General features: G+C 67.3%; 24 protein-coding genes and 1 pseudogene. 13 read left to right on the top strand and 12 right to left on the bottom strand.

What is annotated here, in order from left to right; translation table 11 throughout:
* Positions 1-8 precede the first annotated feature (8 nt).
* Positions 9-368: a hypothetical protein gene (locus ACH438_RS11150; protein ID WP_397003822.1), complete on the top strand. Its 360-nt coding sequence runs from the start codon at positions 9-11 to the stop codon at positions 366-368.
* Between the two features lie 41 nt (positions 369-409).
* Here the strand turns inward: ACH438_RS11150 and ACH438_RS11145 are convergent, their stop codons facing one another.
* From ACH438_RS11145 to ACH438_RS11135, 3 genes are all read right to left on the bottom strand, one after another.
* Entirely contained in the window at positions 410-1,378 is a 969-nt protein-coding gene (locus ACH438_RS11145) for a TauD/TfdA family dioxygenase (protein WP_397003820.1), read from the bottom strand.
* A gap of 84 nt (positions 1,379-1,462) precedes the next feature.
* A complete protein-coding gene (locus ACH438_RS11140) occupies positions 1,463-2,578 on the bottom strand; it encodes a hypothetical protein (protein ID WP_397003818.1) in 1,116 nt (371 codons plus the stop codon).
* Between the two features lie 120 nt (positions 2,579-2,698).
* A complete protein-coding gene (locus ACH438_RS11135; RefSeq protein WP_397003816.1) occupies positions 2,699-3,016 on the bottom strand; it encodes an ArsR/SmtB family transcription factor in 318 nt (105 codons plus the stop codon).
* A gap of 53 nt (positions 3,017-3,069) precedes the next feature.
* Between ACH438_RS11135 and ACH438_RS11130 the strand changes: the two genes are divergently transcribed.
* Both ACH438_RS11130 and ACH438_RS11125 read left to right on the top strand, forming a co-directional pair.
* On the top strand, positions 3,070-3,852 hold the full coding sequence (locus ACH438_RS11130) for an oxidoreductase (protein ID WP_397003814.1): 783 nt from the start codon (positions 3,070-3,072) through the stop codon (positions 3,850-3,852).
* A gap of 102 nt (positions 3,853-3,954) precedes the next feature.
* Positions 3,955-4,122: an RGCVC family protein gene (locus ACH438_RS11125; RefSeq protein WP_397003812.1), complete on the top strand. Its 168-nt coding sequence runs from the start codon at positions 3,955-3,957 to the stop codon at positions 4,120-4,122.
* Between the two features lie 17 nt (positions 4,123-4,139).
* On the opposite strand, the gene ACH438_RS11120 is transcribed toward ACH438_RS11125, so the two are convergent.
* Positions 4,140-4,679, bottom strand: coding sequence for a TetR/AcrR family transcriptional regulator (locus tag ACH438_RS11120; protein WP_397003810.1), 540 nt, complete (start codon positions 4,677-4,679; stop codon positions 4,140-4,142).
* Positions 4,680-4,916: 237 nt separating this feature from the next.
* On the opposite strand from ACH438_RS11120, the gene ACH438_RS11115 reads away from it, so the two are divergent.
* Positions 4,917-6,503 carry an aspartate/glutamate racemase family protein gene (locus tag ACH438_RS11115; protein WP_397003808.1) on the top strand — a complete coding sequence of 529 codons (1,587 nt, stop codon included), beginning with the start codon at positions 4,917-4,919 and terminating at the stop codon, positions 6,501-6,503.
* Here ACH438_RS11115 and ACH438_RS11110 read toward each other — a convergent pair.
* On the bottom strand, positions 6,475-7,617 hold the full coding sequence (locus ACH438_RS11110; RefSeq protein ID WP_397003806.1) for an acyl-CoA dehydrogenase family protein: 1,143 nt from the start codon (positions 7,615-7,617) through the stop codon (positions 6,475-6,477). The two genes, ACH438_RS11115 and ACH438_RS11110, sit on opposite strands and share 29 nt — an antisense overlap.
* A gap of 74 nt (positions 7,618-7,691) precedes the next feature.
* On the opposite strand from ACH438_RS11110, the gene ACH438_RS11105 reads away from it, so the two are divergent.
* On the top strand, positions 7,692-8,288 hold the full coding sequence (locus tag ACH438_RS11105) for a TetR family transcriptional regulator (RefSeq protein ID WP_397003804.1): 597 nt from the start codon (positions 7,692-7,694) through the stop codon (positions 8,286-8,288).
* A gap of 91 nt (positions 8,289-8,379) precedes the next feature.
* On the top strand, positions 8,380-9,930 hold the full coding sequence (locus ACH438_RS11100; protein WP_397003802.1) for an FAD-binding oxidoreductase: 1,551 nt from the start codon (positions 8,380-8,382) through the stop codon (positions 9,928-9,930).
* A 5-nt stretch (positions 9,931-9,935) separates the two neighbouring features.
* Here ACH438_RS11100 and ACH438_RS11095 read toward each other — a convergent pair whose 3' ends face one another.
* Positions 9,936-10,703, bottom strand: a complete 768-nt coding sequence (locus tag ACH438_RS11095) for a S1 family peptidase (RefSeq protein ID WP_397003800.1) — start codon at positions 10,701-10,703, stop codon at positions 9,936-9,938.
* 86 nt (positions 10,704-10,789) lie between these two features.
* Here ACH438_RS11095 and ACH438_RS11090 point away from each other — a divergent pair, with 86 nt between their 5' ends.
* Both ACH438_RS11090 and ACH438_RS11085 read left to right on the top strand, forming a co-directional pair.
* Positions 10,790-11,281, top strand: a complete 492-nt coding sequence (locus ACH438_RS11090; protein ID WP_397003798.1) for a pyridoxamine 5'-phosphate oxidase family protein — start codon at positions 10,790-10,792, stop codon at positions 11,279-11,281.
* A 68-nt stretch (positions 11,282-11,349) separates the two neighbouring features.
* Positions 11,350-12,120, top strand: a complete 771-nt coding sequence (locus ACH438_RS11085; RefSeq protein ID WP_397003796.1) for a helix-turn-helix domain-containing protein — start codon at positions 11,350-11,352, stop codon at positions 12,118-12,120.
* Positions 12,121-12,148: 28 nt separating this feature from the next.
* Here ACH438_RS11085 and ACH438_RS11080 read toward each other — a convergent pair whose 3' ends face one another.
* The 3 genes from ACH438_RS11080 to ACH438_RS11070 form a co-directional block, all read right to left on the bottom strand.
* The gene (locus tag ACH438_RS11080; protein ID WP_397003794.1) at positions 12,149-12,538 is read right to left on the bottom strand and encodes a VOC family protein; all 390 of its coding nucleotides are present in this window, start codon (positions 12,536-12,538) and stop codon (positions 12,149-12,151) included.
* A gap of 79 nt (positions 12,539-12,617) precedes the next feature.
* Positions 12,618-13,427 (bottom strand): hypothetical protein, encoded by an 810-nt coding sequence (locus ACH438_RS11075; protein ID WP_397003793.1) that lies wholly within the window; start codon positions 13,425-13,427, stop codon positions 12,618-12,620.
* A 496-nt stretch (positions 13,428-13,923) separates the two neighbouring features.
* Positions 13,924-14,457, bottom strand: a complete 534-nt coding sequence (locus tag ACH438_RS11070; RefSeq protein WP_397003791.1) for a PaaI family thioesterase — start codon at positions 14,455-14,457, stop codon at positions 13,924-13,926.
* Between the two features lie 53 nt (positions 14,458-14,510).
* Between ACH438_RS11070 and ACH438_RS11065 the strand changes: the two genes are divergently transcribed.
* The gene (locus ACH438_RS11065) at positions 14,511-14,945 is read left to right on the top strand and encodes a winged helix-turn-helix transcriptional regulator (RefSeq protein WP_397003789.1); all 435 of its coding nucleotides are present in this window, start codon (positions 14,511-14,513) and stop codon (positions 14,943-14,945) included.
* A 347-nt stretch (positions 14,946-15,292) separates the two neighbouring features.
* On the opposite strand, the gene ACH438_RS11060 is transcribed toward ACH438_RS11065, so the two are convergent.
* The gene (locus ACH438_RS11060) at positions 15,293-15,568 is read right to left on the bottom strand and encodes a hypothetical protein (protein WP_397003787.1); all 276 of its coding nucleotides are present in this window, start codon (positions 15,566-15,568) and stop codon (positions 15,293-15,295) included.
* 322 nt (positions 15,569-15,890) lie between these two features.
* Between ACH438_RS11060 and ACH438_RS11055 the strand changes: the two genes are divergently transcribed.
* Together ACH438_RS11055 and ACH438_RS11050 are read left to right on the top strand one after the other, a co-directional pair.
* Positions 15,891-16,283 carry a hypothetical protein gene (locus ACH438_RS11055; RefSeq protein WP_397003785.1) on the top strand — a complete coding sequence of 131 codons (393 nt, stop codon included), beginning with the start codon at positions 15,891-15,893 and terminating at the stop codon, positions 16,281-16,283.
* Positions 16,284-16,426: 143 nt separating this feature from the next.
* The gene (locus ACH438_RS11050) at positions 16,427-16,849 is read left to right on the top strand and encodes a pyridoxamine 5'-phosphate oxidase family protein (protein WP_397003783.1); all 423 of its coding nucleotides are present in this window, start codon (positions 16,427-16,429) and stop codon (positions 16,847-16,849) included.
* A 4-nt stretch (positions 16,850-16,853) separates the two neighbouring features.
* Here ACH438_RS11050 and ACH438_RS11045 read toward each other — a convergent pair whose 3' ends face one another.
* Positions 16,854-17,678: a DUF3097 domain-containing protein gene (locus ACH438_RS11045; protein WP_397003781.1), complete on the bottom strand. Its 825-nt coding sequence runs from the start codon at positions 17,676-17,678 to the stop codon at positions 16,854-16,856.
* A gap of 195 nt (positions 17,679-17,873) precedes the next feature.
* Here ACH438_RS11045 and ACH438_RS11040 point away from each other — a divergent pair, with 195 nt between their 5' ends.
* Together ACH438_RS11040 and ACH438_RS11035 are read left to right on the top strand one after the other, a co-directional pair.
* Complete coding sequence (locus ACH438_RS11040; RefSeq protein WP_397003779.1) at positions 17,874-18,305, top strand: NfeD family protein; 432 nt, start codon at positions 17,874-17,876, stop codon at positions 18,303-18,305.
* Positions 18,305-19,558 (top strand): SPFH domain-containing protein, encoded by a 1,254-nt coding sequence (locus tag ACH438_RS11035; protein ID WP_397003777.1) that lies wholly within the window; start codon positions 18,305-18,307, stop codon positions 19,556-19,558. The genes ACH438_RS11040 and ACH438_RS11035 overlap by 1 nt, the downstream gene beginning before the upstream one ends.
* A gap of 91 nt (positions 19,559-19,649) precedes the next feature.
* On the opposite strand, the pseudogene ACH438_RS11030 reads toward ACH438_RS11035, so the two are convergent.
* Positions 19,650-20,578, bottom strand: a pseudogene (locus tag ACH438_RS11030) (TauD/TfdA dioxygenase family protein).
* Positions 20,579-20,678 lie beyond the last annotated feature (100 nt).

Genomic DNA, 20,678 nt, shown 5'->3' with positions numbered 1-20,678 from the left:
ACCATCGAATGCATTCTCGAATACCCACGATGCTGGCGGTATCAGCGGGCGCCGCAGCCGTATCGCTCGGCGCGGCAGGCATCGCGGCGGCACACGATGTCGCGCCCGGAATCACCTGCCACGCGCTGACTTGCACCAACGACAACGATGACCCGTACACCATTTCCGGTGTGGCCTATTGCCAGGGCAGTCACGAAGTCATTCCCCCGTTCCCGGACATGCCGCCGGGAGCACCGCAGACCTACGACTATCCCTTCAGCGGCGTGGTAGCTCCCCACTCGACCCAGGATCTGGCCCCGCTCTGCCGCGGTTCGGACATCGTGATCGGCGGAACGATCACCAGCGCCACCCCCGATTCCGGTGATTAGCCCGCGGGCAGTGCCCGCGCAGTTGCCGGGCGCCGGCTGATTCAGCGAGTGAGTACGTAGCCGTCGTGCGGGCGGTGGTCGCGGGAGCTGCGCAGATCGGCGATGGCGAAGGTGCGCTGCACCCAGCGATCCGCTCCGTCGTAGCGGGGCCGGAAAGCGGTGCGACCGTGGACCGTGACCCGATTATCGAGAATCGCCATATCCCCGGGCACGAGCCGCGTGATCCGGGCGACCGTATTGCACGCTCGGCCGAATTCGGCGAGTGCGGCCTCGGCTCGCGGAGTCAGCGCCGTGGTCGCGATCGTGGCCATCCGGACATCGGGATCCTCGACCGCCCCGGACAGAATCGGCTGCGGGGCGCGAATTCCCTTGTCGGAGGGGAACGATGGCGGTGGCGCGGTGATGAATTCCGGCGCGAACAACACCTCCCGGCTCGCTGCCGTCAGCAAGGGCAGCGCTTCACGCAGGCAAGCAGTGCGCAGCCCGGCGCTGCGGTCATGATCGGCGCGCAGGCACAGTAGGAGGACATAGTCGGGTTCGTGGCGGTGAAAAGCGTTCTCGTTGTGAAAGGTCAGCAATACCGAGCCGGCATTTCCCGAGAAGGACTCCTTGCCGCGGACGGGCACCACATCCTGGACGAGGGCGCCGGACTTCTCGGCCAGATACGCGGCCGGGTCGCCGAGTCCGCACGCGAGCATGGTCAGCACCGCGGCGGGGACGGTCGCGCTGCGCTGCACCGAATCCGGTGTCGAGGGTGTCGCGGGCAGCATCGGCTCATCGACCGGCAGCCCGTGGAGTATCAGGAGGCCGCGCGGGCCGGAGTGCCTGCGGAATTCGCGAACACCACGCCGCAGCCCGAGTGGCAGCTCATCCCAGTTGTATCGAGCGCGGGCCACCCACTCGGGGGAGTCCACCGGATCGCGGCCATCGGCGCATACGCCGCGAGCGAGCCGATCGACCTCGGTGACCTCGGCGGGCCCCAACGCCAGATCGGCGATCTCCTCGATCAAGGTGCACCCCTGCTCCGGCGGCCGGGTCGTGGGCCCGGACGACGCCTGCTCGGAAATATCCTGCCCGCGAATCGATTCCGGCTGCTATCCGTGCCGCAAGGCCGCTACGGCGTCGGCGATGTAGTGGTCCCCGAACTGGATGAGCGAGGCGTATTGCGCTGCGCGCCGGTGCCGCATCCGCCGTAGCTCGCCGACGGCATTGTCCGGGCCGGTGGGCAATTGCGCGATGGAACGGCGCAGCCGCACCATCGAATAGGCGAGTGTGACATGACGTTCGCTGTCCACGAGATCGGCCTCGAGCAGCGCGCTGCGAGCGGCGGCGAGTTCCGGATCGCGCGCATGCAACCGCTCGTAGGAATCCGGGACCAGCTTCAGCAGCTCCTTCATCGCACCGCGGAATGTCTTGTAGCCGCGATGCTGGCGCCCGCTCAAGGGGATCGCCACCTCGGGCGGCTGCATCGTGGGGCGCACGGCCGCCATGTAGTAGTCCACCGGGATCGTGCTGGCGTGGGTCATCGCCGCGGGGAACCCCCGCGTGTACGTGGTCGCATGCCCGAGGCGCCGCAGCGCCGCCTCGGCCGCACCGCGGCGCAGATGGTGTACGGCATCGGTCACCGCGACCGCCGCACAGATATTGAACAGCACATGGACCTGATGTCCCACCAGCCAGCGCGCCGTCCACTCACGCTCCAGCGAGACCTCCACCGCGGGCACGGGTTCGGGCAAGGGCGCCCGGACCGGCTCGTCGGTGGCCGCCGCGCCGGTCAGGTCCAGCACGGCCTGCCGCATGCCCGCGACCTCCACCGCCAGATCGGCCCCCGACAACGGCGCCCGGCACAGATCCTGCAGCCCGCGATGGATCACCAGGACACCGTGCAGAGCCGCCTGCTGATCGGACAGATCCACCTCCCGGACCCGGAAGAACAACTGGCTCACCGAGTCCGCGGGCAGGTCCTCGCCGATGACGGGCCCCGCTTCCACGCATAACGTCCTGACCAGCTCGCCGGCCGCAGCCCCTGCTCGCTGTAAGGCGGCAGTTCGGTCCAGCGGACCGGCATGCGTCGGTATTCCGGCCAGCACCGCCGCGGTTCGCTGCGCCTCGGCCCGGACATCGGCATTCAGCTCCGGGCCGATACCCCCACCCAGCAGCCCCCGGAACACGGCCACTGGCGGATGCGGGACTGCGACCGAGGTACCCATGCATCAACGGTATCCCCGCACGAGGCCACACCGCAGGCATCCGGCCACGATTGCGCACACGCGAAAAGTTTTGCCGGGGTTGATATTAGCGCGCCACTCGGGCTGAGAGCGGCTCGGCGACTAAGGGTGCTTCCCGTCGCGGTCGCCGGCCTCGAGGACGGTGGTGATCAGGCCCGGGTAGCGCTGTTCCAGCTCGGTGCGCAGTGAAACGTAGCAGCGCGTGCCCTCCGGGCGGCTGAACACCACACCGGCCTCGCGCAGGGTCTTCATATGGTGGCTGAGCGTGGATTGCCCGACCGGCACATCGAAGTCGGGCCGCAGGTGCTCGTGCCCGTCGGAGAGTATGCGCACGATCTGCAACCGGATCGGATCGCCCAGTGCGAACAGCACATCGGTGATCGTGACGTCGTCGAGGTTCGGATGCAGGGAGTTGCGCACGGCGCTATCGTAGCTTGTTCGATCATCGACGATCATCGATAAAAGGAGCACGCATGACCTCCGGCCCCCTCGACCGCGAATTCGGCGGCCTCCGAGTCCTGGTCACCGGCGGCACCCGGGGTCTGGGCGCCGCGATCGCCCACCGCCTCGAAAGCGCCGGCGCCCGTGTGGTCGTGGCTGCCCGTACGCCTGGAACCGGCACGCCCGCAGGTCATTTCATAGCGGCCGACCTCACCACCGCCGACGGCCCACGCGAACTGGCGGCTGCCGCGCTCGATCATCTGGGCGGCGTCGACATCCTGGTCGACAATGCCGGCGCCCAGACCCGCGTCCCCGGCGGCATCCTCGCCATGACCGACGACGAATGGCTGACGGACCTCAGCGGGTCGCTCCTGTCCGCGGTTCGCCTGGACCGGGAGATCGTGCCGGACATGATCACGCGGGGTCGCGGCGTGGTCATCCACGTGGGCTCCAATGCCGCCCGCTGGCCCCAGCCCGCCGCGGTCGCCTACGCCGCGGCCAAGGCCGCACTGCACACTTACAGTAAAGGGCTGGCCGGTCAGGTTGCCGGACAAGGGATCCGGGTGAACGTCGTTTCCCCCGGCGTCATCGAGACCAGCGGCCTGACCCGCCGCCTGCACGAACTCGCCGAGCGCTCCGGCGGTGATATCGACGCCGCGCGTGCGGAATTCGCCGAAACCTTCCACATCCCGACCGGTCGCCCCGGTGGCGCCTCGGAGGTGGCCGAACTCGTCGCTTTCCTCGCGTCCGATCGCGCCGCCTACATCACCGGCACGGTCCAGGTCATCGACGGCGGTGTGCTGCCCACCCTGTGAACCGCGAATGCGCAGGTGTAACCTCAGAGGCGTCAGCGATGTATGTCTACGATGTAGATCTGGGTGATCAGGCATTTGTCTTCGAACGGATCCACAACCCCCGTGACCACCGCTCCGGTCGAATCCGCCTGCGCGGCCTGCCCGCACCCCCTGGAAGCGCACGACCCGATCGGAATCAGGTACTGCTCGGCCACCACGCTCTCCGGCCTGGACCGAGAATGCGCCTGCGCCCGAACCGCCGAGCCCGGCAAGATCTACTACCGCCGCTAGGAACGGATACGCGGTGATCAACCGCGCAATCCGTCGAAGGTGGCCCGCAGGATCGCCCCGACGTACTCGGCGTCGCCCGGGATCGACGCGACCGCCTTGACCAGGTCGAGGATCTGCTCGAGGGTGAGGTCGCCGCGAATCTCGTGGGAGTGCTGCGCGGCCGCGACCAGTGGGCGGCCCGCAGCGAGAACCCGATTGCGGCCGTTGTCGAATATCGGGTTGCTGCCATCCGCATGCCGCAACAGCTCGGGGGCGATGTGGCGCTTGTTCGCGAGGAAGGCGAAGAGCCGGTGCGGCCAGGCGATGAGCGCCGCCCCCGGGGTCTGTCCGTCGACGGTGCGGGCCGCCGCACAGACGGCATCGACCTCGTCGGTGAAGAGGGCCTCGAGGAGTTCGCCCCGACCGGGGAAGTGGCGGTAGAGCGTCGGCATGCCGACACCGGCGCGGCGTGAGATCTCGGCCATCGACACGGTGGCGGCGGGGTCGGTGAACACAGCGCGGGCGGCCGCGAGGATCTTGTCGCGATTGCGTTCGGCATCGGCGCGCCTGGCGGGCAATGGGCCTCGATTCGATGTGATCATGAAATCCGAAGGGGCGGTGGGGATTACCGTATCGCCTCGGGGTGTACAGGCGGTACGGTTGATGCTACCGTGAAACGTGTAGCCTGTACGGTTTTGGGCCCGGCCCCGGATCACGTTGCGCGGCTGCGGGGTTCATCCAAGGAGCTCCCGATATCACGCTGGTCGCTACCCGTAGAAGTATTCGATCCCTTCCGGTTGTGGTTGCACAGGCCCTTGCTCGATCTCGGTCCCGCACCCACCGGACCGACCTTCCTGAACCAGGCGATCGAACTCGGCTACCGATCGATGGTCGAGGAAGCGCCGAAACCGCGCCTGCAGATCTCCCTCAGCCCGTCCTTCCGCGATGCCCTGGCCACCGCCGTCGGCCGCCCGGAATTCGCCGTTCGCACGGCCGCCGAACTGCCGGAAACGCTTCGTACGGAACGCTGGTCGATCCTCTGCGATCGGGTGGAATCGTGGCACGGTCAGCGACCCGAGCAGCGCGTACGCGTGTGCTGGGCACTGGCCGAACTCGGTCTCTACGAAGACATCCTGAACCTTGTGCACCACATCCCGGCCGCGGATGTCGAACGCGACGAAGCCAGCGCCGCCCTCGTATACCTGCGCGCCTGGGCCAGGTCCAAGAAGTGGCTCGACAATGCGGAAGACGGTTTCTCGGCCGATGAATTCGCGCCGATCGCACTGCACGCACCGCCGGGCACGACCCGCATCGACGCGGCCTACGAAATGGTCAGGCAGAACGCCAAGCACAGGGGCGACGCGGCGGAATGCGCGCGCTGGCAGACGGTGCATCTGGCCGCCATCGAGTCCGCGACCGGGCTCGACGAGCACACCCGGACCTTGATGCTCAGCAGATACCACCGAGTCGGCGCATTCATTCCGCAATTTCGCGGTGACGCCGCCGCGGTCGCCACCGATATGGCACTGGCCGAAGACCTGGCCCGTTCGGCCGCCCGGGACGATCCCGACCGAGCGGCCGCGGCGGATGAAATGCTGTACGCGGCACTGGAAAGCCGTATCAGAGAAGCACTCTGGCTCCGCGATACCGCAACGGCGCTGGACCGTGCCGACGAATACATCGCTCTCTCGCCCAGCGGCGCACGGGGTTACATGCATCGCGCCGAGGTGCTCTTCAGCGCGGGGGAGTGGACACGCTGCCGAAGCGACTGCCTGGAGGCCTATCGCCTCGCCCCGCCACACGCGGACGAGGCCATGTTCCTGGCCGGGCAGTGCTACGAGCACGAGGACTCCCCGGACGAGGCGATCGGCGCATACCTGAGCGTGCTGCGTACCGATCCCCTGGCGATTTCCGCGGTGGAGCGCCTGACCGACCTCGCCCGCGACATCGGCATGGGCGAGGCCGCCATGCTCCTCGCTTCGACTCTCGGCCATCGATTCTCGGTGATCGCCGGACGGCGGAAATGGACGGCGCAGATCGAGCAGAACGCGCTCCTGGCAGGGATGGACCGGCACCTGGCCTCGGTTCGCGAGGTGAATATGACGGTGCCCGAGGCGCTCGCCGATCCGGACGCCTTCCTGGCCCGCGTTCGCGCAGCCGCCCGGCTCGCGGTCGACCGGGACGGCGCCGAGGTCATCGTCCTGTCCGAGATCGCGCCGCCCGGCTTCGCCAGGGCACTCCGCGCCGAGCTGGGCGTCGCATTCGTCGACCCGGGCATGGCGGCCTGGAAGTGGGCGGAGATGATGGCCGGTCTCTACGAACGAGAGTCGCTCTCGCACTCGGAGATCGGCGCTTACGAGCGACCGCCCGAAATCAGCTCCCGGCCAGGCTCCGGGCGATGACCAGGCGCTGGATCTGGTTGGTGCCCTCGAAGATCTGGGTGATCTTGGCTTCGCGCATGTAGCGCTCGACGGGGAAGTCCTGGGTGTAGCCGTAGCCGCCGAAGACCTGGACGGCGTCGGTGGTGACCTTCATGGCGGCGTCGGTGGCGATGAGTTTGGCGACGCTGGCCTGGCGGGAGTAGGAGAGACCGGCGTCGCGGCGGCGGGCCGCGTCGAGGTAGGTCGCGCGGGCGGAGTCGACGGCGGCTGCCATATCGGCCAGCACGAAACCGAGACCCTGGTGGTCGATGATGGGGCGGCCGAAGGCCTCTCGCTGCTTGGCGTAGGCGACGGCGTCGTCGAGGGCGCGCTGGGCGATGCCGGTGGCGACCGCGGCAATGCCGAGGCGGCCGGCGTCGAGGGCGCTGAACGCGATCGAAAGGCCCTGTCCCGGTTGGCCGATGAGGCGTTCGGCGGGCAGGAAGGCCTCGTCGTAGGCGGCGGAGGTGGTGGGTACCGCGCGCAGGCCCATCTTCTCCTCGGGCTTGCCGAAGGACAGGCCGGGGGTGTCGGCGGGCACCAGGAACGAGGAGATGCCGCGGGAGCCCTCGCCGGTGCGGGCGAAGAGCGTGTAGTAATCGGCCTTGCCGCCGTTGGTGATCCACGCCTTGGTGCCGGTGACGCGGTAGCCGCCGTCGGTTTCGACCGCGCGGCAGCGCAGGGCGGCGGCATCGGAGCCGGCGTGTGCCTCGGACAGGCTGTAGGCGCCGATGAGGTTGCCGGACAGCATATCCGGCAACCAGCGCTGCTTCTGCTCGTCGGTGCCGTAGGCGAACAGGGGATGGCAGGACAGGCTGTGCACGCTGACCGCTACCGCCACCGCGGCCCAGCGGGCGGCGAGCTCCTCCAGCACCTGCAGGTACACCTCGTAGGGCTGGTCCGCGCCGCCGAACTCCTCCGGATACGGCAGGCTCAGCAGCCCCGCGGCGCCGAGCGCGCGGAACGCCTCCTCCGGGTACCTCTCCTGCTTCTCGAATTCGACGACCGAGGGTTCCAGGACCTTGTCGGCGATATCGCGGGTCAGCTCGATGAGGTCGCGGGCCTCGGGCGTGGGCAGCAAGCGGTCGACGGGCATGCCGACACAGTACGACCGACATCCAATTGCATGCAAGACAGCACGCAATTTTCCTTGCCGGTTAGACTGACCTAGTGGTTTCCGCCCTGCCCCCGAACAAGCATCAGGAGAAGAGCCTGCGCACGCGGGCCCTCCTGCTGGACGCGGCCATCGACAGCCTGGCCGAGGTGGGCTACGCGAGCGCGTCGATCGCCGATATCACCGCACGCGCCGGGGTGACGCGCGGTGCGCAGCTGCACCACTTCCATACGCGCCAGGAGCTGATCGCCCAAACCATCGACCATCTGACCGAGCGGCAGCGCGAGGCCTTGCAGCGGCGGACCCGGACGCTGGGCGCGACGGCGTCGGCGGGGGAGGTGCTCGTCGAGTATGTGACCGCGCCGTTCGCGGGGAAGCTGGGCAAGGCGAGTGTCGAGTTGTATGTCGGTATCGCGAACGATCGCGCCTTACGGCGGAATATGCTTCGCGTGCAACACGATCTGACCATCGAACTACTGGACGCTTGCGCCGAACGCGTCGATGTTCCGCGAGATCGGCTCGAGGCGGCGTTCTGGCTCACCATCAACCTGGTGCGCGGCGCCACGCTGGACGAGATGGTGGGCCGAGATCGGCTGCGCCGCAAGCAGGTTCTCACCGAATGGACGCGGCTCGCCGACGGCATGCTGAGCTGAACGAACCCTTCCGGACTGAAACGGTCTGTTCCCTCCCCGCGATATGTGAACGTAGAAGCTACGTTTCACAGCCTCGGGGGAGGACGCCTGCATGGCGATGGATCGGCGGACCGTATTGCGTGCGGCCGGTATGGGGGTGAGTGCGAGCGCGGTCGCGCTCGGCCTGGGCTTCGTAGCCTTTGCGCCACAACGGAACGCGGCCGGCGGAACGCCGGTGACCACCGGGTCCGAGGTGCCGGTGCCGCCGTCGGAGGTGCTGCGGACAGTCGGGGCACCGATGGATTGGGGCGCGTTGCGTAAGCGGCTGTCCGGCGTGCTGAATCTGCCCGCGGACGCCGGCTACGGCCAAGCCAAGCTGGCCTACAACCCGGTGTTCGATTCCCGGCAGCCCGCGGCGATCGCGCAGTGCGCCAACGCCTCCGATGTGCAGGCGTGTGTCGGCGCGGCCGCGGGGCGGATGCCGATCGCGGCGCGCAGCGGTGGGCACAGCTATGCGGGATATTCGACACCGGACGCTGGACTTGTTGTCGACCTGAGCGGCATGAACAGCGTGGACGTCCGCGCCGACGGCACGGCGGTCATCGGTGCGGGCGCACGATTGATCGATGTCTATGCCGGCCTGGCGAAGGCCGGTCGCGCCCTGCCGGGTGGATCATGCCCAACGGTCGGTATTGCGGGTCTGACGCTGGGCGGCGGTATCGGGGTCCTCACCGGAAAGTACGGATTGACCTGCGACAGCGTGGTTTCGGCGCAGGTCGTCACGGCGGACGCTGTACTGCGCACGGCAGCGGCCGATTCGGAACCCGACCTCTACTGGGCATTGCGTGGCGGCGGTGGCGGCAACTTCGGCATCGTCACCTCCTTCACCTTCCGCACCGTGCCCGCGCCACAATTGACGGTCTTCCAGGTCCAGTTCCCGGCCGGATCCGTGACCGCGGTGCTGGGTGCCTGGCAGTCGTTCACCACCTCCGCACCGGACGAATTCTGGTCCACGCTGGCGCTATCGGCGGGCTCGCCGCCGACCTGCCGCATCAATGGCTGCTACGTGGGCTCGGCGGGGGATATGAACGCCCTGTTGGACAAGCTGATCGCCGCGGCCGGATCGCAGCCCACCAACCGGTTCGCACTGAACAAGGACTATCTCTCCGCCATGATGTACTTCGGCGGCTGCGCGAACTATTCGGTGGCGCAATGCCGTCCGAGCTGGAACGGTGGCGGCGTGCTCGGCCGGGAATCGTTCACGGCTTCATCACGCGTATTGACCAAGCCCCTGGCGGATCCCGGACAATTGACCGCGCTGCTGACGGGGCGCCAGGGCATGGACATCCTGCTCGATTCGATGGTCGGCGCCCCGGCCCGAATCGGCGCGTCGGACACCGCATTCGCCTACCGTGGCGCGCTGGCCACCGCGCAGATGTACGTCGGGGATACCACTGCGGCGGCGCGCACCGCGGTCGACGAGGTGCGTGACGGGCTCGGAAACCTGACGGGCGATACCGGTTTCGTCAACTACATCGATCCGGGCATCAAGAACTGGGCAAGCGCCTACTACGGCGGCAATGCCTCGCGACTACGCAGTATCGCCAAACACTACGACCCCGACGAGGTGTTCGGCTTCGCCCAGTCCGCCTCGAAGATCTGACGGGATCAGAACGGCTGGGGGAGCCGCGCATACACGCCCGGCGACCCGGGCTGCGCCGTCCCGCGTCCCCACGAGGTGATGCCGACGACCTTCCCGTCGACGACCAGCGGCCCGCCACTGTCGAATTCGCCGGTATCGGCCGTGGTGGAGCCGGCGCACACCATGTCCGACGGATCGAACGCCGCGCCGTAGGCCGCCGCGCACGCATCATCCGGCACCAGCGGCACGCTCGCCGCGTGCAGGCGGGTGTTCGACAGATCGGTGTCGTCGGAGCTGGTCCCGCCCCAGCCGATGATGCTCGCGGAATCCCCGTGCGGTGCACCCAGGTCCACGGTCGGTCCGGGCAGCGGACTGCTGAGTGTGAGGATGGCGAGATCGTGGTGGAAGACGTCGACGCCATCGACGTTCTCCGTGCGGAAGCCGGGGTGCACGCGCACGGAGGTGACGCCGACCGTGGTGCCGTCGTGCTCGGTGAGCTCACTGCGGCCGAAGACGACCTTGAGCATGACCGACGTCAGGGGCACCGATACGGGCCCCGGCAACTGCAGGCAATGCGCAGCGGTCAGTAGCTGATCGGGCGCGATGAGCACGCCGCCGCAGAACTGTCCCGAGCCGCGCACGACGAACAGCGGACTGCCGACCGCCCCCAGCCACGGATACGAGGACGCCGGCACTTCACTGCCGCCGACCACCGCGGAGGCCGGGGCCGCCGCCGGGGCGGCGCAGGCGAGGACAGCCGCGGAAACCGCGACGAGACGGCGGGGGAGAGACAAGACCGCACCTTCCGTAACCGACCGGACGAATTCGATCATTCAAACAGACAATCCCCGATGTCGGACCCCGGGCGTACCGTCACGACATGACCTCCTGGACCGAGTTCACTGCCGCGGCGCCCCGCATCTCGGAAGTCTTCGTCCGTCGGCACGCCGCCACCGGCAATCTCTGCATGCTCGCCACCCTGCGCTCGGACGGGTTTCCACGCATCAGCCCGCTGGAACCGCGTCTCTTCGAGGGCGAGTTGTGGCTGGTCGGCATGCCGGGCACCACGAAGTTCCAGGACCTACAGCGGGATCCGAGGTTCTGCCTGCACACCGCCACCACCGATACCCACGTCGGCGACGGCGATGCCAAACTGTTCGGTGTGGTCCACGATGTTCCGGACGAGGCGCTACACCAGCGCTGGGCGGAATCGCTCTACGCGGAGAGCGGGTTCGATCTGCGCGGCCAGAAGTTCGACACCTTCTTCGCGGCGGACATCACCGGGGCGTCCGCGGTGGAGGTCATCGGCGAGCACCTCGACATCACCATCTGGAAGCCGGGTGAACCGGAACGGGTGGTGCGCAAGCACTGATGGAAACCGGTCAGGGAAGGCAGTTCATGCAAGATTGCATCGAGTGCAAGTGTGCACGACATGCTTTCGTGCGCAAACTGCCTAACGAGGTGTCTTTCAACGGCTTCCGTGAGGAGTCTGCACCATCCGGGCTGGAAATCCATGCACCACAGGGTTATCGGGAGCGTCCGTCCCGCGTCGCCGGTGCGGTGATCTGGACCCGCAGTGGCGTCGCCGACACCGATATCCCTGTGCTGCCCGATGGTTCGATGGACCTGATGTGGACCGACGGCGGGCTTTCCGTAGCGGGTCCGGACACCCGCGCGTATCATCCGCCGTCCGGCTCGTCGGTCGAATTCGCGGGAATTCGCTTCTATCCGGGCACCGCGCCGACCTTCCTCGGCGTCCCGGCGCACGAACTTCGTGACAGCCGAGTCGAACTCGCGGACCTGTGGAGCCCGGCCGACACTCGGCGGGCCCTCGAACTCGTCGCCGCGGCGCGCAACCCGGCCGCGGGGTTGGAGGCCGTCGCGCAATGGCGCGCCGCGCAGGCCGATCCCGTCGATCCGCTGGTGCGCGGGATAGTGCACGCACTACGCGCGGGCACTGCCGTAGCCGAGGCGGCGGACGCCCTCGAGCTGGGCGCCCGCCGGCTACATCGAATGTCGCTGTCGGCGTTCGGTTACGGGCCGAAGACCTTGTCGCGGGTGCTGCGGATGCAGCGGGCCCTCGCGCTGGCTCGTGCCGGCGTCCCGCTCGCCGACACCGCCGCGTACGCCGGATACTCCGATCAGGCGCATCTGACCAGAGATTTCCGCGAGCTCAGCGGGCTGTCACCGAAACAACTGCTGGGCAACTGAGCTCGGGAATCGTAGTGGCGCCGGCGGATCAGAGCGCCGCGTAGAGGTCGACGCCATTGCCGTCCGGATCGTGCACGACCGCGTAGTGCTGTCCCCAGAAGGCATCCCAGGGCTTCATCCCCGGCTCGTAGCCCGCGGCAACGAGTTCCTCGAATTTGGCATCCACCGCGGCGGGCGATTCGCATTCCGCAGCGAGCCCGAGCCGCCCGGTGCTGGTCGGTCGCTCCCACTCCGGCATGAAGGACTTGATGGTCTCCTCTGTATCGAACGACAGCCGCACGCCACCGCCGAGCTGCGTATCCACGTGCGGTTCATTCGCCGATCCGGCGGGAAACTCGACGCCGAGCCGCTCGTAGAAGGCAATGGAAGCGGCCATGTCCGACACCACGATCTGGATCACATTTACTTTCACCGTCATGCCTGAACCGTAAGCGCGGCACAGCCCGCCGGTCTTGAAGAAATCGGACACCACCGCCACACGGCTCACGAACGTCGCGTCAGCGAGCGTGCACCGCCGCCAGTCGCGCCGATCGAATCGCATTCCACAGCGGCCGCAACAAGGCTTCCTGTGCCGCCGCCACACTCGACGAAGTGGGCGCCGAAGCCGGTTCCCGCTCGGCAACGGTCAAAATGGCTGCCACCTGGTCGGCGGTATCGAGAATCCGTCGCGCCCGCAGCGGCATGGAATCCGGATACCGATGCTTGGAATGCCCCGCGAGCTCGGCCTCGACCAGCTCCCGCGGCCCCACCCCACCCGACCCCAGTCGGGTCGTCTGCAAATGCTGCAGCGCGTCAGCGGCATCCCGCACCGCTTCCCGCATGCTGTATTCGGCCTCACCGAGCGGCATATCCGGCTCGGCCGTCACCGGAATGGGCGTGGCATAAACCCGCCACTGCAACGCATCCTCATCGGTCCACACCGGCACCAGCCCCGTCCCCGCGTGACCCGCCACCCCGATCAACAGTCCTTCTCCCGCTTCGGTTGCCGCCGCGGCGAATTCGGACCCCACGGGTAGCCCGCGCACGTCCCCCGGCACCGGCAACACCAACCGCACCTGCGCCCCGTCCCCGCTGAGGGCCTCCCGAATAACCTTCAGCAGCACCATGATCCCGGCCCCCGCCACCGCATCGGGCTCCTCATCGGAAGCCCAAGGCAACCCCGTATGCCCGCCCGCCACCGGATCCCCCGCGGCCACACTCTGCCGAGGCGCCCAGGCCCGCAGCGCGTCCAGCACATCGTCGGGCGCGCTACGACCGGCCAGCCAGGAGCCGGCCCATACCGTCAACGTCGCGCTAGGGGAACTCAAATCTAAGATTCCTCACATTCCAGAAACCGGCCTCCACCTGCACCCCTCGGATAGCCGAGACATGGCCGGTGGCTCATATCGAAGATAGCCGACCCACCCCACCCAGCGCAGGCAACGCAGCCCGCGATGATTCGGTAACGCCACATCCTCGCCCCCGATTCAACCGACACGGTCCGGCGAAGGAGTGTGCGGTGAGCGAACGACAACAGTGGCGCTGCTGGATACGCCCGGTCGCCGGCGCGGCAGCAGCATTGGCACTCGTCATCGGCGGACTGACAGCATTCTGCTTCAACGATTCGGCAGAGCAAGTCCACCCGAGCCCCATGACCGAAGTGCCCGCAGTCACATCGCCCCTGCGTCATTGGCCAGGCGCCGGCAATTGAATCACCGACCCGCAACGACTAGCGGTCCGGCGGCCTCCTGAACTTGCATCGGGTTAGTCCGTCGACGAATTCGGTTGGCAGCCTGCCCAAGTCGACTGTTGAGCAACTACGCCTTACTGATCCGTCAACGGGATGATCAGGCAGCTGCTGGTGGCGGTGGCGAGGAGGGTGCCGTTGGTGTCGGAGAGGTCGGCTTCGGCGAAGGCGACGCGTTTGCCGGGTTTGGTGACTCGGCCGCGGGCGTGGATCTCGCCGGTGTGGAGGTGGATGGGGCGGAGGAAGTTGACTTTGATTTCGATCGAGCTGTAGCCGAATCCGGCGGGGAGGGTGGAGTGGACGGCGCAGCCCGCGGCGGAGTCGAGGAGGGTGCAGGCGAGGCCGCCGTGCACCATGCCGATGGGGTTGTAGACGGATTCGTCGGGGGTGCAGGCGAACACGACTTCGCCGGTCTCGACGGCGACCAGGCGGGTGTTGACCAGCTCGCAGATGGGCGGGGCGGGTACCTCGCCGTGCAGCCAGGCGGTGAGGAATTCCAGCCCCGACCTGTCGCGCCCGGCCGTGGCGGTGGCCTGCGGATCGTGCCAGGTCACCGTCTTGGAGCGGAGTTCTGCACCGGCCGGGCCGGGCGGAGTGTCGATGGATGTCATGGGTTCGGATGCTAGCACTGAGTTCAGAAGTCAGACTCAGATAGGATGGGGCAATGGCGAGAGAATGCTCGGTCGCGGCAGCACTGGGGGTCGTGGGGGAGCAGTGGTCGCTGCTGATACTGCGCGAGGTTTTCCTCGGCGTACGCCGCTTCGACGCGATCCAAGAAGCAACCGGCGCGTCCCGCGCAATCCTGGTCACCCGCCTCCGCAGCCTCACGCAGGCGCGCGTGCTCGAACGTGTCGACTACCGCGAATCCGGAGCTCGCACCCGCCAGGAATACCGCCTCACCCCAGCCGGTCGCGAACTACAACCGGTCCTCACGGCCCTCATGCAATGGGGCGACAAGCACCTCGCGGGCCCAGCAGGCCCGCCCTTGACGATCACCCATACCGATTGCGGCGCAACGGTTCGCGCCACTTTGCGATGCGAGCACGGCCACCTGCTCGCCGACACCGGCCACGGGCTAACCGTGCAACACAACCTATAGGTTGCGGTCCGTCTTGCGTAGGCAGGCGACGCGATATACCGGATCCGGGCGAGCTCGCTCCTGCTCGGGCAGTGCGGCCACCTGCGCCGACAAGTCAAGGGCCGCAGCCTCATCCAATCGCTGGTACCAGCCGAAGCGCGGCAGCGCCCGGAGCAGCTGCTGTGGTGACCATCCTTGGCCGTGCCCGATGTCGCTGCTCTCCCCTCCGCGCTCGAGCCCGCTGCGTTCCCCGAACCTGACGAATACGACGTTGAGGCCGCGACGCCACGATTGGGGAGAGTTCACGCACTCGTGACCAGCGATGAGCTGCCAGATAATTGAACGCCGCTGCTGCGAAAGCGCGGGCGTCAGATGACGTGTGCGTCGTTGTGAAGTAGCAGGTGCCAGTATTCGCTGCGGATGGCGTCCCAGAGATCGGCGAATTTGCTGAATCGCTCGCGGGCCCAGCACAGGTCGTGGCAGGTGTTGTCGTCGAAGGCGACGGTGCTGGGTGGGCGGGCGGCGCTCGTCACGGTGAGCGCGAGGATTTCGATGGTGCTACCGATCATCCGCCACGCGGCCTGCTTTCCGTCTACGGAGGTGTAGCGAGTGCGGTGTGTGCGTTGTGTGGGGGCTGCTGACATTTATCGCATCCAAGATGGGGGAAAACGGTAGCTTCCACTGTCGCGTGCCGGCGGGGTTGCGGGCAATCGGGGAGGGATCCAACCGACTGCCCGGTGTCGGCTTACTCGATTGGATGTTCCTACGGGCTGCCGCGGGTGACCTTGTGGATGTATACGACCTGTTGGTCGGATTCTTCGCCTGATTGCGATCGGAACTCGGCAATCCCGCCACTGAATGGAACACGTTGTATAACAGTCGATTTCGCCTCGAGTGTCGAATGGTCCGTGGATCATGAAAAGTGTTCGACAGCTTCAGCAATGACGTGATCGAGAGGGGAATCTCATGTCAGACGTTGACACCGGCAAAGGCGATGCGGTCCGGTCCGGCAGCCCGGACTCCGCGGTGGATCGCGTAGCGGACTTCTACGGCGCCTACATCGACGCGGTCAGCGACGGCACCGACGACCTGAGCACAGAACTGCGCGCCCACTACCTCACCGAGGACTTCCGGCAGCGCCTCGCCGCCTGGGAGGAAGCCAACCACGCCGACGGAGTCCTGCGCGCACAGGACGTCCCCACCGGTTGGGAAGTCAGATACCACGATTCGGGCGCCGGCCACCTCTTCACCACGGTCACCCTCACCTGGGGCACCGGCCCCGACGCCGGACACACCAAACTCGCCGTCCAGAGCGACCTCTCCACCAAGCTGATCTCCGATATCGAAGACGGGGCTTAGCCTGCTGTATCGATGTCGCGGCCGACACTGTGCGGCCGCGACATTCAGCGATCGAATCCCCGATCCCCGAGGCAACCAAAACGATTTTGTGCCAACGGATGGGCAAGGCGTCAGGTGTCGGTGGGTGATGTCAGAGTGGGGGGATGGCTACGTGGGAAGAGTTCGAGGGGGCGGCGCCCGAGTTGGCGGCGGCGGTGCGGGCTCGGTTCGCGGCGACGAAGCATCATGTGCTGGCGACCTTGCGGCGGGACGGGTCACCGCGGGTGAGTGGGACGGAGGTCGAGTTCGAGGGTGGGGAGATGCGGCTCGGGTCGATGACGGGTGCGGTGAAGGCGCGTGATCTGCAGCGGGACGGGCGGTTCGGTATTCATGCCAATCCGGGGGATGGGTCGATGGAGGGTGGGGACGCGAAGGTGGCGGGGGTTGCCTTCGAGCTACCGAGTGAGGACTCGCATTTGTTCAGGCTGGATATCCAGGAGGTAGTCCATACCTCCGTTGACGGTGACCGGCTTGTCGTTCGGTGGTGGACGCCGGAGGCGGGACTGCGGGAGATACGCCGGGCCTGAAGCGCTATTCGGGATCCGTGACGAAGTCGATCAGGCGTTCGACGGCGCCGATCAACGGGGTTTCGAGGTCTCGGAAGGAGTTGACGGCGTTGTAGACGCGGCGCCAGCCGTCTTGGGGGGTGCCCCAGCGGAGGCGTTGGCAGATGCCGGTTTTCCAGTCTTCGCCGCGGGGGACGTCGGGCCAGGCGGGGATGCCGACGGCCGAGGGGCGGACTGCTTGCCAGACGTCGATGTAGGGATGGCCTGTTACCAGGACGTGTGCGCCGAGGCCGGTGGTGAGGTTGGTTTCCTTGGAGCCGGTGACCAGGTGGTCCACGAGGACACCAACGCGGCGGCCGGGGCCGGGGCGGAATTCGGTGAGGCGAGCGGCCAGATGGTCGAGGCCCTCCAGCTGTTCGACTACGACGCCTTCGACGCGGAGGTCATGACCCCACACCCGTTCGACCAGCGCGGCATCGTGGACACCTTCCACCCAGATGCGGCTGGCCTTGGCCACTTTGGCTTTCACGCCCTCGACGCGTGTGGAACCGGAGGCCGACCGGGTCGGCTTCGACGGCGCGGTGGCGGTGGGTTTCACCAGGGTCACGGGTTGGCCGTCGATCAGGAAAGCGGCTTCGCGCATGGCGAACAGGCGAACCCGGCCTTTGCGGTCCTCGAGCTTCACGAACTCGCCGTCGTAGCTGCGGTCGAAACCGACTACGGCACCGCAGAATCCGGTGGCGGCGTCCTCGGCGACGAGGTCTCGTTCGGCGATCACGCGCGGTATTTCCCGCTTCTGCTTGCGTGTATGCCCGGAGTAGATGTCGCCGTACCTTTGGTGCCTGCTCACGGGAGGCAGATTACCGCCGTCGCGGGGCAATTCCGCTCTCGCCGCGCCCATTCCGAGCGCGTTGTGTGCGCCACGCCGCAGTGGCGGCCGAGCCGGTATGGCCGCGGGCGGGGTGGGTGGGCGCGCCGCGCCGGTGAGCCGCAAGGTGATCACGAAAAGCGGCCGTAACCCGCCGGTACGGCTACTGTGGGTGATGTGGCCGCAATAGTCTGGCTGGTCGCGGGGATACTCCTCGCGGCGGCCGAGATGCTCACAGGCAATCTCGTGCTGATCATGCTGGGCGTCGCCGCGCTCGTGACCGCGGGCGTGAGTGGCGCGACCGGAGCCCCGATCCTGGTGGATGCGGTGGTCTTCGGTGTCTCCTCGATCGCATTGCTGGCGCTGGTTCGCCCACTCCTGTTGCGGCGCTACATGAGTCCGCCGCCGCATCAGACCGGCGTGGACGCGTTGCCGGGTAAGACAGCTCGTGTGCTGGAGGCCGTCGACGAGCACGGCGGCCGGGTGAAGATCGACGGTGAGGTCTGGAGCGCGCGTCCCTTCGACGCCTCCGAGTCCTATGCCGTGGGAGTGACCGTGTACATCATGAGGATCGACGGCGCCCACGTCGTCGTCTGGAAAGGGCCGTGATGGCTGTACTGATTGTTGCCATCGTTCTCGTCCTCTTGGTCGTGGTGGTGGTCTTCAAGTCGGTGGCGCTGGTGCCGCAGGCCGAGGCCGCCGTCATCGAACGGCTGGGCCGGTATTCGCGCACCGTGTCGGGACAGCTGACGTTCCTGGTGCCGTTCGCGGATCGGGTGCGCGCCAAGGTGGACCTACGCGAACGAGTCGTTTCGTTCCCGCCGCAACCGGTGATCACGCAGGACAACCTGACCGTGCAGATCGACTCGGTGGTCTACTTCCAGGTCACCAGTCCTCAGGCCGCGGTCTACGAGATCTCCAATTACATTGCCGCCGTGGAACAGCTGACCATCACCACGCTGCGTAACGTGGTCGGTGGCATGACGCTGGAAGAAACCCTGACCTCCCGCGATCAGATCAACAGCCAGCTGCGCGGCGTCCTCGACGAGGCCACCGGCCGCTGGGGCCTGCGTGTTTCGCGAGTCGAGCTGAAGGCCATCGATCCGCCCCCGTCGATCCAGGAATCGATGGAGAAGCAGATGAAGGCCGACCGTGAGAAGCGCGCCATCATCCTCACCGCGGAAGGCCAGCGCGAAGCCGCGATCAAGACGGCCGAAGGCCAGAAGCAGGCCGCGATCCTCTCCGCCGAAGGTGGCAAGCAGGCGCAGATCCTGTCCGCCGAAGGTGAACGCCAGTCCCGCATCCTGCGCGCCCAGGGTGAGCGCGCCGCCGCCTACCTGCAGGCCCAAGGCCAGGCCAAGGCCATCGAAAAGGTGTTCGCCGCCATCAAGAACGGCAAGCCCACCCCGGAACTGCTGGCCTACCAGTACATGCAGACCCTGCCCCAGGTGGCCAAGGGCGACGCCAACAAGGTGTGGCTGGTGCCCAGCGACTTCGGTAAGGCCCTCGAAGGATTCGCCCGCAACTTCGCCACGAAGGGTGAAGACGGCGTCTTCCGCTACGAGCCGGCTCCCGACGGAGCGGGCGAGGACCACATCGAGGACGACGCCGAAGAGGTAGCCGACTGGTTCCAAACCGCCACGGACCCGGCCACCCAGCGCGCCGTGCGCGCCGCGGAGGCCGACGCCCGCACCCCGGTCGACCCGGCCGCCTCACTGCCCCCGGTGACCCGGACCCGCCCGGATCCGTCCACCCAGCAATTGCCTTACCAGCCCCCGCAACCGCAGCAGCCGCAGCAATACCGCCCCGATCCGGACCAGCGCCGCGAGCCGCCTCCGCCGCCGCGCCCCCTGGGCCGCTGACCGGAGCCGATCGCGCAGGGCGACAAACGAATACGGGATGCAACGAAGGAGTGGCCGCCGTGATCATCACGGCGGCCACTCTTTTCGTCGGTCAGTCGGTGGAGCCGGTGAACTTCGCACCGGAGATGGAGCGGGAGGGCTTGCCGTCCACGCCGACCGGGATATCGCCTTCGAGCGTGGTGCGGTAGAGGACGCGCGTCACGTCGAGGTGGGCGAGGTCGCTGGGTGCGCGGTGGCGCGGTTGTCCCAGAACGCGAGACTGCCCTGCTGCCAACGGAATCGGACGGTGTAGGCCGGATCGGCGAGTTCGGCGTACAACAGTTCGAGCAGGGCGTCGCTTTGGCGCGGGGTCAATCCGATGATGCGGGTGGTGAAGCCCGGGTTCACGAACAGGACGCGCTCGCCGGTCACCGGATGGACGCGCACGACCGGGTGTTCGGTCACCAGCGGTGCGGCTTCGACGCGCTTGGCGTAGGTGCTTTCCGGATCCCACAGCGGCTGCTTGCCACCGAAGCGGTGCTCGGCCCGCAGCCCGTCCAGGAACGACTTCAGCGAATCCGGCAGGCCTTCGTAGACGGCCGCGAGGTTGGTCCACTGGGTGTCGCCGCCGCGTTCCGGGGCGATCTCCGCGCGCAGCAGGGAGGCCGCCGGCGGATTGATCAGCGGCGAGATATCGGTGTGCCAGCGATTCGTGTAGCTGTATTTCCGCTTCCCGAAACGCTTTTCGTACAGCCGGCTGTCGACAGCCAGAATCTCCGGGGCCTCGGTCGGCGCATCCTCGTCGTAGGGGTGCGAGGGCGTCACCGCACCGAACCGGCGCGAGAACGCGATCTGCTCGGCATGCCCGATCTGCTGATCGCGGAAGAACAGCACCTTGTATTCGTGCAGCGCCCCGGTGAGCACGGCGATCTGCTCGTCGGTGAAATCGTCACGCAGATCGATACCGGTGATCTCGGCCCCGATATGTCCCGCGACCGGCTCGATACGGAATGTGGTGACCGGGTTTTCGACTGTGGTCATGAGTGTTCCCTAAGTTTGTAGGTGTCTGGGGTTGATGCCCTGGACGCCCAGGACAGTGGGGTGTAGCTGATGAGGTTCTGCTGCTTGTGTGGCTCGGAAG

It is taken from the genome of Nocardia sp. NPDC020380 (assembly GCF_044386975.1).
Lineage (GTDB): Bacteria > Actinomycetota > Actinomycetes > Mycobacteriales > Mycobacteriaceae > Nocardia.
The sequence above is the reverse complement of the archived record's forward strand: the minus strand, read 5'-3'. Positions and strand labels throughout refer to the sequence as shown.

What these genes read in the sequence shown, in the direction of transcription:
- ACH438_RS11150 (WP_397003822.1), top strand. Translation starts at nt 9, where the DNA reads ATGCATTCTCGAATACCCACGATGCTGGCGGTATCAGCGGGCGCCGCA.
- ACH438_RS11140 (WP_397003818.1), bottom strand. Translation starts at nt 2,578, where the DNA reads ATGGGTACCTCGGTCGCAGTCCCGCATCCGCCAGTGGCCGTGTTCCGG.
- ACH438_RS11130 (WP_397003814.1), top strand. Translation starts at nt 3,070, where the DNA reads ATGACCTCCGGCCCCCTCGACCGCGAATTCGGCGGCCTCCGAGTCCTG.
- ACH438_RS11110 (WP_397003806.1), bottom strand. Translation starts at nt 7,617, where the DNA reads ATGCCCGTCGACCGCTTGCTGCCCACGCCCGAGGCCCGCGACCTCATC.
- ACH438_RS11100 (WP_397003802.1), top strand. Translation starts at nt 8,380, where the DNA reads ATGGCGATGGATCGGCGGACCGTATTGCGTGCGGCCGGTATGGGGGTG.
- ACH438_RS11090 (WP_397003798.1), top strand. Translation starts at nt 10,790, where the DNA reads ATGACCTCCTGGACCGAGTTCACTGCCGCGGCGCCCCGCATCTCGGAA.
- ACH438_RS11080 (WP_397003794.1), bottom strand. Translation starts at nt 12,538, where the DNA reads ATGACGGTGAAAGTAAATGTGATCCAGATCGTGGTGTCGGACATGGCC.
- ACH438_RS11070 (WP_397003791.1), bottom strand. Translation starts at nt 14,457, where the DNA reads ATGACATCCATCGACACTCCGCCCGGCCCGGCCGGTGCAGAACTCCGC.
- ACH438_RS11065 (WP_397003789.1), top strand. Translation starts at nt 14,511, where the DNA reads ATGGCGAGAGAATGCTCGGTCGCGGCAGCACTGGGGGTCGTGGGGGAG.
- ACH438_RS11060 (WP_397003787.1), bottom strand. Translation starts at nt 15,568, where the DNA reads ATGTCAGCAGCCCCCACACAACGCACACACCGCACTCGCTACACCTCC.
- ACH438_RS11055 (WP_397003785.1), top strand. Translation starts at nt 15,891, where the DNA reads ATGTCAGACGTTGACACCGGCAAAGGCGATGCGGTCCGGTCCGGCAGC.
- ACH438_RS11050 (WP_397003783.1), top strand. Translation starts at nt 16,427, where the DNA reads ATGGCTACGTGGGAAGAGTTCGAGGGGGCGGCGCCCGAGTTGGCGGCG.
- ACH438_RS11035 (WP_397003777.1), top strand. Translation starts at nt 18,305, where the DNA reads ATGGCTGTACTGATTGTTGCCATCGTTCTCGTCCTCTTGGTCGTGGTG.